Source organism: Vogesella mureinivorans (genome assembly GCF_007644035.1).
GTDB classification, from domain to species: Bacteria; Pseudomonadota; Gammaproteobacteria; order Burkholderiales; family Chromobacteriaceae; genus Vogesella; species Vogesella mureinivorans.
Genome location: NZ_VMTV02000134.1, coordinates 13,373 through 28,342 on the forward strand (window position 1 = coordinate 13,373; position 14,970 = coordinate 28,342).

Annotated in this window: 11 protein-coding genes; 2 read left to right on the forward strand and 9 right to left on the reverse strand. The window is 61.2% G+C overall.

Annotation, left to right across the window (positions count from 1 at the left end):
- Positions 1-10: 10 nt before the first annotated feature.
- A complete protein-coding gene (locus FLQ44_RS03225; protein WP_147693022.1) occupies positions 11-811 on the reverse strand; it encodes an MOSC domain-containing protein in 801 nt (266 codons plus the stop codon).
- Between the two features lie 202 nt (positions 812-1,013).
- Between FLQ44_RS03225 and FLQ44_RS24540 the strand changes: the two genes are divergently transcribed.
- Entirely contained in the window at positions 1,014-2,330 is a 1,317-nt protein-coding gene (locus FLQ44_RS24540; RefSeq protein WP_147693023.1) for a methyl-accepting chemotaxis protein, read from the forward strand.
- Between the two features lie 170 nt (positions 2,331-2,500).
- Here the strand turns inward: FLQ44_RS24540 and FLQ44_RS03235 are convergent, their stop codons facing one another.
- Positions 2,501-3,346, reverse strand: a complete 846-nt coding sequence (locus tag FLQ44_RS03235) for an AraC family transcriptional regulator (protein WP_240801173.1) — start codon at positions 3,344-3,346, stop codon at positions 2,501-2,503.
- Between the two features lie 47 nt (positions 3,347-3,393).
- Between FLQ44_RS03235 and FLQ44_RS03240 the strand changes: the two genes are divergently transcribed.
- Positions 3,394-4,596 carry an MFS transporter gene (locus tag FLQ44_RS03240; protein WP_147693024.1) on the forward strand — a complete coding sequence of 401 codons (1,203 nt, stop codon included), beginning with the start codon at positions 3,394-3,396 and terminating at the stop codon, positions 4,594-4,596.
- 290 nt (positions 4,597-4,886) lie between these two features.
- On the opposite strand, the gene FLQ44_RS03245 is transcribed toward FLQ44_RS03240, so the two are convergent.
- The 7 genes from FLQ44_RS03245 to hutI form a co-directional block, all read right to left on the reverse strand.
- A complete protein-coding gene (locus FLQ44_RS03245) occupies positions 4,887-6,215 on the reverse strand; it encodes a hypothetical protein (RefSeq protein ID WP_147693025.1) in 1,329 nt (442 codons plus the stop codon).
- A gap of 576 nt (positions 6,216-6,791) precedes the next feature.
- Positions 6,792-7,697 carry a hypothetical protein gene (locus FLQ44_RS03250; RefSeq protein WP_147693026.1) on the reverse strand — a complete coding sequence of 302 codons (906 nt, stop codon included), beginning with the start codon at positions 7,695-7,697 and terminating at the stop codon, positions 6,792-6,794.
- A gap of 166 nt (positions 7,698-7,863) precedes the next feature.
- Complete coding sequence (locus FLQ44_RS03255) at positions 7,864-8,385, reverse strand: REP-associated tyrosine transposase (protein ID WP_147693027.1); 522 nt, start codon at positions 8,383-8,385, stop codon at positions 7,864-7,866.
- A 373-nt stretch (positions 8,386-8,758) separates the two neighbouring features.
- Entirely contained in the window at positions 8,759-10,294 is a 1,536-nt protein-coding gene (hutH, locus tag FLQ44_RS03260; protein ID WP_147693028.1) for a histidine ammonia-lyase, read from the reverse strand.
- Between the two features lie 242 nt (positions 10,295-10,536).
- Positions 10,537-12,225 carry a urocanate hydratase gene (gene hutU / locus FLQ44_RS03265; protein WP_147693029.1) on the reverse strand — a complete coding sequence of 563 codons (1,689 nt, stop codon included), beginning with the start codon at positions 12,223-12,225 and terminating at the stop codon, positions 10,537-10,539.
- A 204-nt stretch (positions 12,226-12,429) separates the two neighbouring features.
- Positions 12,430-13,362: a formimidoylglutamase gene (hutG, locus tag FLQ44_RS03270; RefSeq protein ID WP_170252741.1), complete on the reverse strand. Its 933-nt coding sequence runs from the start codon at positions 13,360-13,362 to the stop codon at positions 12,430-12,432.
- Positions 13,363-13,633: 271 nt separating this feature from the next.
- Positions 13,634-14,869 (reverse strand): imidazolonepropionase, encoded by a 1,236-nt coding sequence (gene hutI, locus FLQ44_RS03275; RefSeq protein WP_147693030.1) that lies wholly within the window; start codon positions 14,867-14,869, stop codon positions 13,634-13,636.
- Between the last annotated feature and the right edge of the window lie 101 nt (positions 14,870-14,970).

Consider the following 14,970-nt stretch of genomic DNA (forward strand, 5'->3'; position numbering starts at 1 on the left):
GTGCGCTTGGCTAGTCAAAGGCCAGGGTACTTTCCAGTACGGTCAGCGCATCGCCCAGCTGCAGTACGCCGCTGTTGCGCGCGACCAGGTTCACGCCAAAGCACACGCCCTCGTCCAGGCGGCGGTAGCCTATCAGGGTAGCCAGCGGCTGCTTTTGCGGGTGGGGCACGGCGGTATCCGGGTCGATGGTGGTAAAGATGCAGCGGGTGCAACGGCTCACCACCTCGAACTCTACCTCGCCAATGCGGATACGCTGCCACTCGTCTTCTTCAAAGGCAAAGGCGTCGTCCACCACCAGGTTGGGGCGGAACTGGCGCATGGACACCGGTGCGGCCAACCTTTGGTTCAGGTCGTCCAGCGAGGCCTGGCTAATCAGCAAAAACGGCGCGCCGTCGGCAAAAGACAGCGGCGTTACGCCATCCTTGAACACGCGGGTCGTCTGCCCCAGCCACAGCAGCTGCACCGGCTCGGCCAGCAGCTGGCTGAACCAGGCGTCGGCAGCCACATCGCCGCACAGTGCAGTGAAATCGCTTTTCCAGACCTGGGCGCGGTGCGGCAGGGCAAAGCGCGCGGTATCGGTATGCAGCGGCGGCTGGCCCGGCGCAGAAAACTGCCACGCGCCCTCCCCCGCCCCGGCCGCCTCCACCTGCACCAACGCCGGGTGGGTACGCGCGGTGATCTGGCTACCATCTGGGCGCACTACCAGCCACACGCGGTCGTCGGCCAGGCCCTGCAAAGTCACCGTGGCGTGTTGCACCGCCTGGCCGCGGCAGGATTTCAGCGGGTGGATAAACAGCTGCGTCAGCGCCATAAGCTGTGCCCTATAGTAAAGACGCCCTAGGCTACCGCCAGCACGCGGCTTAAGCAACGCCCAACGCGTGGCTGCTTGTCATTTATATTTTATAGAAACAAAAGAAACTGGTTAGATGCGCCTATTGAAAGAATAGCCATTTCGGCTACTCTGCTGTTACTTGATGCCGCGCATCGCTGCGCAGCAGGCATGGGAGATAAAGATGTTCAATAAACACCTGAAACAGGAAATTTCAAGCCTGAGCGCCGCGCTTGCCAAGCATCAAGCCATCGAAGCCGCCATTGACCGCTCCAATGCGGTAGTACAGTTCGACCTGGACGCCAAAGTGATTACCGCCAACCAGAACTTTCTGCGCACCCTGGGCTATAGCAGCCTGGAGCAGATTACCGGCAAGCCGCACAGCACCTTCTGCGACAGCACGACCGTGGCCAGCGCCGGCTACCGGCAATTCTGGGAAACACTGCAGCGTGGCGAATTCTTCAGCGGCCGCATCAAACGCATTGGTGCCCAGGGGCAAGTGCTGTGGCTGGAAGCTACCTACAACCCCATCCTGGACAGCCATGGCAAGGTCTCTGGTTTCATCAAGTTTGCCACCGACATCACCACGCGCGTCATCGCCGCCGCACGCGACCGCGCCACACTGGCCGCGCTGAACCGCGCCATGGCGGTAATCGAATTTACCCCCGACGGCCAGATCATCCAGGCCAACGATAATTTCCTGCAGGTCATGGGCTACCGGCAGGACGAGATCAAGGGCAAACACCACCGTATTTTCTGCGACAGCAGCTTTACTGCCAGCCCGGAATACGACCAGCTCTGGCGCACGCTGCGCAGTGGCCAGTACTTTTCCGGCCAGATAGAACGCCTCACCAGCCGTGGCGAGCGCCTGTACCTGGAAGCCAGCTACAACCCGGTGTTTGATGAAGATGGCAAAGTCAGCAGCGTGGTGAAGTTCGCCACCGACATCACCGCCAAGGTGCTGCAGGTCCAGAAAGAACGCGACAGCGCCCTGTTTGCCCTGACCACCTCGCAGCAAACGCAGGCGCTATCCGATAGTGGCGTGGGCAATATCCTGCAAAGCGTGGCCGATATCCGCGCCATGGCCACCAGCATCGAGCAAGCCGGCCATAACATCCAGGCACTGGGCGAGCGCTCGCAAGCCATTACCTCCATCGTGCAAACCATCAAGGACATTGCCGACCAGACCAACCTGCTGGCACTGAACGCCGCCATCGAGGCCGCGCGCGCCGGCGAAATGGGCCGTGGCTTTGCCGTGGTAGCCGACGAAGTACGCAAGCTGGCCGAGCGCACCTCGTCGTCCACGGCCGAGATTGCCGGCATGGTGGGCGATATCCAGCAGCAAACCCGTACCGCAGTAAGCAATATGGACCAGCTGCTGGAGCAAGCCCGTGGCAGCGTACAGCTCACCCAGGGGGCAGGCGATACCATGCAGCAGATACGCGATGGCGCAGAAAAAGTGGTGCAAGCCATCGGCCAGTTTGCCCACCTGAAAAACTAGCCGTGCCCTGGTACCCGCACGCCGCCGCTAGCGGCCAGACGGTACTGTGGTAGCACGACAAATTTCCGACTAAATCAGTCAACAATTTTATCCACAGCATGGCGGCACGCCTGCGTGGCTATAGCCAGACCTGTGGATAAGTTGGCCGCACCGCCCGCTGTGTGGCGGCGTTAGCCCTCGCTATTGCCCTGTGCCGGGTTGGCAAAAAACGCACTGGGCGCCACGCCAAACTGGCGGCGGAACATGGCAGTAAAGGCGCTGGGGCTGGCGTAGCCGGCAGACAGCGCCACGTCCAGCACCCGTGCACCACCGGCCAGCAGTGCCAGCGCGTGCATCAGCCTGGCCTGGCGCCGCCAGGCGCCAAAGTTCATGCCGGTGGCGCGCTGGAAACGGCGCTGCAGCGTGCGCACGTCCACCCCCAGCCAGGCCGCCCAGTGCTCGCTGCTGCGCTCGTCGTCCGGCTGCGCCTGCAGCTGGCGGCACAGCGGTGCCAGCAGGTCGTCGCTCGGCGTGGGCAGCGCCAGCGGCAGCGTTTCCAGCACCTCGCATTCTTCCAGCAGCAGGGCCAGCAGACGCGCGGCGCGGGTATCGGGTAACACCGGTGGCGGCATGCGCACAGCGGCCAGCAGCAGCTCGCGCCACAGCGGCGTCACCGCCAGCACGCAGCACTGCTGCGGCATGCCGGCCAGCGCATGCGGCTGCACGTACACGCTGCGCACCTGCGCCGGGCTCAGCATATGTACCTCGTGCCAATGGCCAGGCGGAATATAGATAGCGCGGCTGGGCGGCACGATCCACTGCCCGCGCGGGGTAAGGATGCGCATCACACCGGCAACGCCGTACAGCAGCTGGGCCGTGCTGTGGGTATGGCGCACGGTGGCGTAGCCGGCCGGGTAGTCCTGGGTTTTGCCTATCATCAGCGTGGCGCTGGTGAGCAGCGGTGGGTTGATGTCTTCGACCGGGGCGTGCATGCCGTTTTCTCGATAGTTGATGCCCGTACGCAGCAGGACAGGCATGAACAGCCATTCTAGGATGGGCTACCTTCCCCCACAAGGAGCACACCATGAATGCCAGCCCCGCCGCCGTTGCGGCCAACCCTGACACCGCCACACCCCGCTGGCGCGTGATTAGCGCCGTGAGTGCGGCGCACTTTCTGAACGACATGATGCAGTCGCTGATTCTGGCGCTGTACCCGCTGCTAAAGGGCAACTACGCGCTGAGCTTTGCCCAGATCGGCCTGCTGACCCTGGTGTACCAGTGCACCGCCTCGCTGCTGCAGCCCATGGTAGGCATGTTTACCGACCGCCGCCCGCAGCCCTACGCCATGATGCTGGGCATGCTGTCCACGCTGGCCGGCCTGCTATTGCTATCGCAAGCCACGCAGTACGGCTGGCTGCTGGTCGCCGCCGCGCTGGTGGGCACCGGCTCGTCCATCTTCCACCCCGAATCGTCGCGCGTGGTACGGCTGGCCTCGGCCGGGCACAAGGGCCTGGCGCAGTCGCTGTTCCAGGTGGGCGGCAATGGCGGCACCGCCACCGGCCCGCTGCTGGCCATGCTGCTGATTCTGCCCTACGGCCAGGGCAGCCTGGCGTGGGTGGCGCTGCTCACCCTGCTGGCCATGCTGCTGCTGTGGCAGGTGGGTAACTGGTACCGCGCCCAGCTGGCGCACGCCGCACAGCGCCGGGCCAGCGTGGCGGCCAACCCGCTGTCGCCAGCCGACACGCGCAAGACGCTGGCCGTACTGATGGCGCTGGTGGCCACCAAGTACACCTATATGGCCAGCCTGCACAGCTACTTCACCTTTTATCTGATCGAACGCTTTGCCGTACCCACCGCCAGCGCGCAGCTGTACCTGTTTGCCTTCCTGCTGGCCGTGGCAGTGGGCACCCTGCTGGGCGGGCCGCTGGGCGACCGCATCGGTCGCCGCCGCGTGATCTGGTTTTCCATTTTTGGCAGCGCACCATTTGCGCTGGCACTGCCGCACGTGGGCCTGAGCGCCACACTGGCGCTGGTGGTGATCATCGGGCTGATTCTGTCGTCGGCGTTCTCGGCCATTCTGGTGTACGCGCAGGAGCTGCTGCCGCAGAAAGTAGGCACCATCTCCGGCCTGTTCTTTGGCCTGGCGTTTGGCGTAGCCGGCCTGGCCGCCGCCGCCCTGGGCCAGCTGGCCGACCACGCCGGCATCCAGGCCGTCTACCAGTGGTGCGCGTGGCTGCCGCTGGCCGGCATCATCGCCGCCCTGCTACCGGAGCTGCGCCGCCGCTAGCCACACCGCCGCCCAAAACAAGGTTGGCCGCACGCCATTACGGCATGCGGCCAACTACCCGCCGGGCGCGGTGGTTAAAAGGTGTTGCCCGGTTAATCCAGCGGTGCATCCGGGATGATGGGGCGGTGTACAAATGGGCGGGGCATTCAGGTATTGGATAGCAACCCCGGATGCGGCTGTGGCTTATCCGGGCTACGGGCCGATCTTTGCCATTCAGGAATGGATACTTGCTGACCGTGAGCTAAAACGCATCCCGCTGCTTAATTTCCGCCTGGCACGCCATGCCTACCTCACATAATCACCGCCATCACCAGTGACAACAGTAGTACGTAGCATGCTGCTGGCAACCACAAAAACCAGAAGCGTACCGGCAAGCCATCCACCGCAAAGCTGCACGCCGCGCGGTACGACACCACGCATGACCACACCGTAAACAGCAGCATCAGCGAGCCCCAGCCCGCACCGGCCTGATGCGCAGCCGCAGGCCCGGCGTACAGCGCCGTCTGACACAGCGCCAGCAGCAGCAGCGGCAAGCTCTGCACCAGATCCTGGTACACGTATACCAAGCGCACCTCCGCTACCGGCACCTCGCCCGCGCCGCACCAGCGCAACCGAAGCCGGAACCACCAGCCACCCAGCCAGCGCAGGATCACGCCATTGAGCGCCCCCACCGCCAGCACCAGCAGCCAGTACACCGCCCACGATTCCGCCAGCCAGCTAACCAGCGCCGACGCCTTGCCCGCCTCGGCCTGGCCCAGGTACTTACCCACCCGCGCCATGGCGTAGCTGATGCCACACAGCCACGCTACCAATAACGCCTCCGGCCGCAGATGCAGCCAACCATGGCTGGCAAAAAACGACGTTGGCCGCATGAACAGCACCAGCAAGGCACGCGGCGACAGAGGCGATAGCCGCGGGGCCGCCGGCTCCGGCGTGGCCGACGCCAGCGCATCGCCCAGCTGTGCCAGCGCCGCCTCGGCGTACAGCAGCGCACCATCCGGCTGACAATTGAGTAAACGCGAGCGGCTACGGCTGGCGTTGAGGTGCAGCGGGTTCGGCTCCACCACCTCGGACGCCTCCATCAAGCCCATGCCCTGCGCCAGCGCCGCGTCCACCGCCTGCCAGAACACCGCAAGCCGGCCATCGGAAAACCGCTGTTCCAGCATGGCGCGCACGTGCGGGTCGCTGTCGGCATCGCGGCGCAAGGCCTGTAGCGACGCATAAGGCAGGTACACGCCTGCGCAGTAATTGTGCGTGAGCACATTATCAAACTCGCCCTGCCGATACGCCGCCGGCACCAGTGCCCGCCAATCGCCGATATAGCGCGCCATCACCGGGTCGTCGGCCAGAAAGGAAAACGCGCCGCCACGAATATAGTGATGCGGCCGCAAAAAGCCGCTGATGATGGCCACATAGAACGCGTGCCCGCTATTGAACGGCGCATCCGGCGGCAGGCTTCTGGCCTCGTCCAGCCGCAAGGCCAGGTGCTCGGCATCCTCCTCACCCAGCCCGGCCTGCGCCGCCAGCTGTTGCGCCGCCTGCGGGTTGTCCAAGGCGGCGAAATACAGCTCGCTTACTTCGTTTTCACCCAGCGGGTGATAGCTGATATCCCAACCCATGATGTGGCCTCTGTTGAATATGATTGGACAATGCGGCCAACTATTGGCCGGGCGTGGTGGTTAAAAAGCGTGGCCGGGGTAAGCCAGTGGTGCATCCGGGAACTGGGCAGTGAAAGAATTGGCTGCCTATTCCGGCATTGAAAAGCACCCCGAATGCGGCTGTGCCTTATCCGGTCTAAGGTCTATTTTTGAGCAGTAGAACGCGAGTGAAGCGCCCTATCCCGTTGGCGCGAGCCGGGCAAAAGGGTGCGCCCCAGGTTTTAAGACGCCGATTTGTTTGAGCCGCGTGACGTTAGCACGCGGCGAGTTCGGCGGCGCCTGGGGCGTGTCCTTTTGCACGGGGTTTCGAGCAGCCCCGGGGCGCGGGGGAATGAAAAGGGGGCGGCGACCCGCCCCCTTTCCCGTTTGCCGGGCGGAACCGGCATCCAAATATCGTCCGCGTAGCGGACACGCGCTTGTATATCAATATAAAAATCAAACATGCATGTAACTCGAATAGACCAGTGACACATCTGAAATCTTATTTGATAATAAACAATCAATTTATTACCATTGTGAATATTAAATACACCATGGCTATTTTATTGAAAGATAAGAAAAGTCCGTACCCTTTATTTTTAAATTATGATATTTCTTCAACCATACATACTTTTCTTTTATTTTTTCCAACTGCTGTGCATTACCATCAACCAATTTAATGCTTTGGATATTTTTATCCAATTCTATAATTTTTTCATCAACTACTTTTCTATGATCATCTATAAAGTCTTGTACAGATGCACGTGCCAGCCAGTACTTTGTCGGATTAGAATTCTTAAATGAATTAATCATTGGTATAGAACAATCAACACAAGCGATTGAATATCCAATATAATCCACAAAATGATTTCCATCATTATCCCTACAAATTACGCTTTTACCTCCGTACATGCCTTCAGATATAAACTTAATCCCACGCGCTATTCTGTGATTTTTCATAACACTTGGATCAAGTAAAATTCTAGGATTGATTGCTAATGAACTTTCTGCCTTATAGGCTTCTATCAATCCTTCACCAACTACAAATCCATCCTTTATGTAGCAATATTTATTTGATATACCACCTCGAAGAAAAATACCCTTCTCTTTAAAACAATGATAAATAAAAGCTTGCATACGCATTACAGCAATAAAAAGGGCATTTGCAGAGTGGTTATAATATATGACTTGATCAATATTCTCATCTACTTCTTTTGGGTAGTAAGTTATGATTAAGGAATCAGAAACAAATGCATATTTTATATCGTAAAATTTGTAAAAATCAAAATTTTTATCTCTTTTATATATGCCTCTAATATAATCAGAATCTGTCTGCTCAAATAACCCTTTATTGCCAAGCATAAACTTAACAAACTCTTCAGCCTTTTCTTCGGAATTAATGCCACCATTAATTTCACGATAACCAAGCATATCTATGAAGAATGTCCACTGAATAAGTTTCACTCTATTTCCTTGCTGTATTTATATTAGAAAAGTACCTACTACTATTTACTCACTGAAAAGCGCTAGCAGAACGTAGTACTTAGAAACATAAGTTGAAAAAGCCAGCCCGGTAGGTTGGGTTGAGCGCAGCGAAGCCCAACGTTTACCGCGCCTCACTTCCCTGCCCCTACTCATCCAGACCCAACATCACCGCTGCGCCCGCCCAATCTGCCGGCAATAAACCCTGACGTACGTAACGGTGAAAACTCGAAAACGGCCAATCGGCTACCTGCCGCACATAACCATGCTTTACCGGGTTGAAATGCAGGTAATCCACATGCGCCTGTAAATCGGCCTCGTGCCTGATCTGGTGTTCCCAATAGCGGCGCTGCCAGATACCACGCTCGCGCTTGGCAAGGCGGCTGTCGCGGATACATTCGGTTTTGGGCAGGCTGCGTGAAAATGCGGACTTGATCAGCGCCCAGCGTAGCGGGTAATCGGCATCGCCAGGCGGTAGCGTCCAGATGGCGTGCAGATGGTCCGGTAATACCACCATGGCTATTATCTCGAACGGATGGCGACTGCGTGTCTGCCTGACGGCCTGTCGCAAAACATCAATATGGCGAGTCAGATAATCTTCGCGGCGGTCCGCCAGATTGACGGTAAAGAACCAGGTGCCACCCGCTAATGCAGAACGCCGATAACGCATGTCTGCCTCCGTGTTATGCGCGGTGAACGTTGGGCTTCGCTACGCTCAACCTACAAGCCATACTTTTGTTATGCACCCGAGTGACATCGGGCGGCGGCCAACGCTAGCCGTGTTCCCTTACCCGCTTGCCACGCGAAGCCCTGATAAGCCAAGAGCATCTGCGGTGAAAAAAGTCAGCGTATTACGGTATTGGATAACAACCCCGGCTACGGCTTATGCGCGGTGAACGTTGGGCTTCGCTGCGCTCAGCGCCAACCTACACGACATGCCCATTCATCATACACATCACCCATGACAAAAGGGCAAGCCCGCAGGCTTGCCCTTGTTGTGGTGAACGGCATGCGGCCAACCTTGGCCGCATTCCGCTACCCGCTTACAGCGACGGCAGCAGGCCGGCGATAGCGAAGCGGTTGTACTCGGCGCGCTGGATCAGGGCGCAGGCTTTTTCGATGTCGGGCGCAAAGTAGCGGTCCTTGTCGTAGAAGCTGACCTGCTGGCGCAGCACAGCCTTGGCATCTTCCAGCGCATCGGCGGCTTTGTTCGGGGCGCGGAAGTCCACGCCCTGGCAGGCGGCCAGCAGCTCTACCGCCAGGATGCCGGCAGTGTTGTCGGCCATGTCGCGCAGGCGGCGGCCGGCGAAGGTGGCCATGGACACGTGGTCTTCCTGGTTGGCGCTGGTGGGCAGGCTGTCTACCGAGGCCGGGTGGGCCAGCGACTTGTTCTCGGACGCCAGCGCGGCGCCGGTGACCTGGGCGATCATGAAGCCGGAGTTCACGCCGCCGTTGTTCACCAGGAACGGGGGCAGCTTGGACAGGTTGCTGTCGATCAGCAGCGCCATGCGGCGTTCGGACAGCGAGCCGATTTCGGCAATGGCCAGCGCCAGGTTGTCGGCGGCAAAGGCTACCGGCTCGGCGTGGAAGTTGCCGCCGGACAGGATGTCGTTATCGTCGGCAAACACCAGCGGGTTGTCGGATACCGAGTTGGCTTCCACCAGCAGCACGTCGGACGACTGGCGGATTTGCGTGAGGCAGGCGCCCATCACTTGTGGCTGGCAGCGCAGGCTGTACGGGTCTTGCACCTTGCCGCAGTTGGCGTGGCTGTCGGCGATTTGCGAGCCGGCGCCCAGCAGCGCGCGGTATTGCGCGGCGGCGTCGATCTGGCCTTGGTGGCCGCGTACCTGGTGGATGCGGTCGTCAAACGGGGTGCGGCTGCCCTGGGCGGCTTCTACCGACATGGCACCGGCCACCGAGGCGGCCACGTACAGGTCTTCGGCAGCAAACAGGCCTTCCAGCGCAAAGGCGGTGGACGCCTGGGTGCCGTTCAGCAGGGCCAGGCCTTCTTTCGGGGCCAGGATAATGGGGGCCAGGCCGGCGCTACGCATGGCTACATCGCCCTGTACGCGCACGCCGTCCACAAAGGCTTCGCCTTCGCCAATCAGCACGGCGCTCATGTGCGACAGCGGGGCCAGGTCGCCGGAGGCGCCCACGGAGCCCTTCTGCGGAATCACCGGGTAAATGCCCTTGTTGAACAGGGTGATCATGGCGTCCAGCACTACGCGGCGGATGCCGGAGAAACCGCGCGACAGCGAGTTGATCTTCAGCGCCATGACCAGGCGCACGGTGCTGTCTTTCATCGGCTCGCCAATACCGGCGGCGTGCGACAGCACGATGGAGCGCTGCAGCAGCTCCAGCTCGTCGGCAGCGATCTTGGTGTTGGCCAGCAGGCCAAAGCCGGTGTTGATGCCGTATACGGTGCGGTTTTCGGCCAGCACGCGCGCCACGGTGGCGGCGGAGGCGTCGATGCCTGCGTGGGCGGCCGGGTCTAGCGCCAGCTGGGTGGCTGGGTTGCGGGCGATCTGGCGCAGCTGGGCCAGGGTGAGCTTGCCCGGGTTAATGGTGATGGTGGTCATGGTGGTACCTTTTTCTGTCGGCCACGAAAACCACGAAAAAACACAGATAAGACCTTTTTTGGCCACGAAATCCACGGAAAACACGAAAAAAAACATAAAACAATCTACGCGCGATGGCGGCTGTCCGTGTGTTGCTTTGCCTTGGATAGTGGCTGTTGCTAAAAAAGGTTGTCGTGCCCTTTCGTGGTTTTCGTAGCAAAAATTCTGGCCCCTGCGGCCAACGTTGGCCGCAGGGTACGGCTTTACTTGATCATCGGCAGCTTGAGGCCAAAGCGCTTGGCGGCGGCCACGGCTTGCTCGTAACCGGCGTCGGCGTGGCGCATTACGCCGCTGCCGCAGTCGTTCACCAGCACGCGGGCCAGGCGCTCGGCGGCGGCGTCGGTGCCGTCAGCCACGATCACCATGCCGGAGTGCTGCGAGTAGCCCATGCCCACGCCACCGCCGTGGTGCAGCGACACCCAGCTGGCGCCGCCGGCGGTGTTCAGCAGCGCGTTCAGCAGCGGCCAGTCGGATACGGCGTCGGTGCCGTCTTTCATGGCTTCGGTTTCGCGGTTCGGGCTGGCGACCGAGCCGGTGTCCAGGTGGTCGCGGCCAATCACGATCGGCGCTTTCAGCTCACCATTCTTCACCATTTCGTTAAACGCCAGGCCGGCCAGGTGGCGCTCGCCCAGGCCCAGCCAGCAAATACGTGCCGGCAGGCCCTGGAAGGCAATGCGCTCGCGCGCCATGTCCAGCCAGCGGTGGGTGTGCTTGTTGTCGGGGAACAGTTCCTTGATCTTGGCGTCGGTCTTGTAGATGTCTTCCGGGTCGCCAGACAGCGCTACCCAGCGGAACGGGCCTTTGCCTTCGCAGAACAGCGGGCGGATGTAAGCCGGCACAAAGCCAGGGAAATCAAAGGCGTTGGCCACGCCCTGGTCAAACGCTACCTGGCGGATATTGTTGCCGTAGTCCACGGTAGGGATGCCCATGGCCTGGAAGTCCAGCATGGCCTGTACGTGCACGGCGCAGCTCTTGGCGGCTTCGGCGGTCAGGCTGGCGTGCAGCTCCGGCTTGGTTTGCGCGTCTTTCCACTGCTCTACGGTCCAGCCCTGCGGCAGGTAGCCGTTGATCAGGTCGTGGGCAGAGGTCTGGTCGGTCACCAGGTCGGGCTTGATGCTGCCGGCCTGGGCGCGGCGTACCAGCTCTGGCAGCACATCGGCAGCGTTACCCAGCAGCGCGATGGACACGGCTTCTTTGCGGGCGGTGTGTTCTTTGATCAGTTCCAGCGCGTGGTCGATGTCGCGCGCTTGCTTGTCCACGTAGCGGGTACGCAGGCGGAAGTCGATGCTGCTTTGCTGGCATTCGATGTTCAGCGAGCAGGCACCGGCCAGCGTGGCGGCCAGCGGCTGCGCGCCACCCATGCCGCCCAGGCCGGCGGTGAGGATCCAGCGGCCGGACAGGTCGTTGTTGTAGTGCTGGCGGCCGGCTTCGACAAAGGTCTCGAAGGTGCCTTGCACAATGCCCTGGCTGCCGATGTAGATCCAGCTGCCGGCGGTCATCTGGCCGTACATGAACAGGCCTTTACGGTCCAGCTCGTTGAAGTGGTCCCAGTTGGCCCATTTCGGTACCAGGTTGCTGTTGGCAATCAGCACGCGCGGAGCGTTGGCGTGGGTCTTGAACACGCCTACCGGCTTGCCGGACTGCACCAGCAGGGTTTCGTCTTCGTTCAGCTCTTTGAGCGAAGCCAGGATCTGGTCGAAGCATTCCCAGTTACGTGCCGCGCGGCCAATGCCGCCGTACACCACCAGGCCTTGCGGGTTTTCTGCGACGTCCGGGTCCAGGTTGTTTTGCACCATGCGGTAGGCCGCTTCGGCAATCCAGTTTTTGCAATGCAGGTCGCTGCCGTGCGGGGCGCGGATTACACGGGTAGCATCAAAACGCGGGTCGTTCATGGGAGTCTCTCCTCTAAAAATCTTTAGTTGGCCGCAAAAGCAGGGTAAAAGCTTTTTTGGCCACGAAAGCACACGAAAAGCACGGAATTTTTTTAATAGCCGCCGCTGATTTGCATTCGTACAAGGTTTTCTAATCAGGTTTCGTGTTGTTTCGTGGTTTTCGTGGCTAATGGCTGTTAACTGTTTTCGTGGCTAAAAATAAAATCAGCGGCGCAGCTGGCGGGTAATACCCCAGGCCAGGCGGGCAGCGGCTTTGGCGCCGTGGTTGTCCTGGTCGAAAGCCGGGTTGAATTCCACCAGGTCGGCGCCGATCAGCTTGCCGCTGCGCGCCAGCTTGGTCACCAGTGCATCCACCACGGCGATATCCACGCCGTAACCGGCCGGGGCGGACACGGCCGGCATTTGTGCGGCGGGCAGTACGTCCAGATCGATGGTCAGGTACACGGCGTCTACGCTATCGATAAACTCGGCCAGCTGCTGGCGCGCTTCGGCCAGCTGCCACGGCGCCATATCGCTATCCAGCCGCCACTCGGCGCCCAGCCGGGCGGCGGTATCGAACAGCGCGCGGGTGTTGGCGGTTTCCGCCACGCCCAAGCACAGGTAGCGGAACGGCTGGCCGTGTGTGGCACAGGCGGCGGCAATCTGCGCAAACGGCGTGCCGCTGGTGGCGGTGTCGGCCTGGCGCAGGTCGAAATGGGCGTCGAAGTTGACGATGCCGATGCGCTTGCCAGGGTGGGCGCGGGCCAGGCCCAGCCAGTGGCCGTAGGCGGTTTCGTGGCCGCCACCCAGTACCAGCGGCAGGTGGCCGGCGTGCACGATGGCGGTAACGGCTGCGGCCAACCTTTCGTGCGCGGCGTCCAGGTCGCCGTCGTCGCAGCGCACGGTGCCGGCGTCGTACAGCGGCAGCGTGGGGTGCCAGGCCAGGTTGGCCAGCGCACGGCGCAGCGCCAGCGGGCCATCCACCGCGCCGGTACGACCCTGGTTGCGGCGCACGCCTTCGTCGCAGGCAAAGCCGAGGATGGCAATACCGGGGGCCGCGCCAGCGGCCAGCGGCTGTACGGCCTGGTGCCAGCGGCGGGCGGCGTCGCCTTCGGCGGCGTCGATGCGGCCGGTCCACATGCTCATGTCTATCGTCATTTGAAAATCCTTTTTGCCATGAAGGCAGTAAAACCTGTTCTGGCCACGAAACCCGCGAAAAAACACGAAAATTATTTAAACCGCTATTTCATAAGATAAAAGTGGCAAACCCAAAGTGCTTTTAAAGCAACGGTGTTTCTTTACAGGCTGTTTATTTTTACTTTGCTTGTTTCAGTGTTTTCCGTGTGTTTCCGTGGCCAAACATGCTTTTATCGTTCGTGTTTTTTCGCGGGTTTCGTGGCAAAAGCGCTATTGCCTTTTCTAGCCCGATCTAATCAATCTGCTGCGCCACCCCACGGAAAACACGCTGCTTCAGCGGGTTGGTGCCCAGGCCGTACACGATTTCCGCCGGGTGCTCGATGTCCCACAGCAGCAGGTCGGCCACATAGCCTGCGGCCAACTTGCCGTGGCTGGCCGCTCGGCCCAGCGCCTGCGCGGCGTGGCGGGTGGTGCCGAGCACGGCTTCTTCCGGCGTCAGGCCGAACAGCACGCAGGCCTGGTTCATGGCCAGACGGATGGAGGCAAACGGGCTGGTGCCGGGGTTCAGGTCGGTGGATACCGCCATAGCCACGCCAGCAGCGCGCAGCTTGTCCACCGGCGGCTTTTGCGTTTCGCGCAAAAAGTAATACGCACCGGGCAGCAGCACGGCCACGGTGCCGGCCTGCGCCATGGCGGCCACGCCGGCGTCGTCCAGGTATTCGATGTGGTCGGCCGACAGGCCGCCAAACTCGGCCACCAGCGCGGCGCCGTGCAGGTTGGACAGCTGCTCCACATGGCCTTTCAGCTGCAGGCCGTGGGCGCGGGCGGCGTCGAATACGCGGCGGGTTTGCGCCGGCGAAAAGCCCACCCCTTCGCAGAACACATCCACCGCTTCGGCCAGGCCTTCGGCAGCGGCGGCCGGCACGATGGTGTGGCACACGTAATCGATGTAGGCGTCGGCCTGGCCGGCGTATTCCGGCGGCAGCGCGTGCGCCGACAGCAGCGTGGTGGCGACCTCTACCGGCAGCGCAGCGGCCAGGCGGCGGGCGGCGCGCAGCTGTTTCAGCTCGTCGGCCAGCGTCAGGCCGTAGCCGGACTTGATCTCTACCGTGGTGACGCCTTCTTTCATCAGCGCTTTCAGGCGCGGCAGGCTGGCCAGCGCCAGCTCGTCCTCGTCCAGGCTGCGGGTGGCGCGCACGGTGGAAATGATGCCGCCGCCTTCGGCCGCGATTTGCTGGTAGGGCACGCCGGTAAGGCGTTTTTCCCATTCCGCCGCGCGGTTGCCGCCGTACACCAGGTGGGTATGGCAGTCGATAAAGCCCGGCGTGATCCAGCGGCCTTGCGCGTCGACTATCTCGCCTGCGCCAGCAAACGCCTGCAGTGCCTCGGCCTGCGGCAGCACGGCGTGGATGCGGCCATCCTGCAGCCACAGTGCGTGGCCTTCCAGCGCACCGTAGGGCGCAGGGTTGGCCGCATCGCAGGTGGCGAGTCGGGCGTTGATCCACAGGGTGTGGCGGGGCTGGTGCATGGCTGGGTCCGCTTGACTGATTAATTGTATATACATTTAGACCATGCGTAGCCAGCCGTCAAGCAGTGTTTTTCCTTGCACCGCAGCATGCGTCGTGGCTT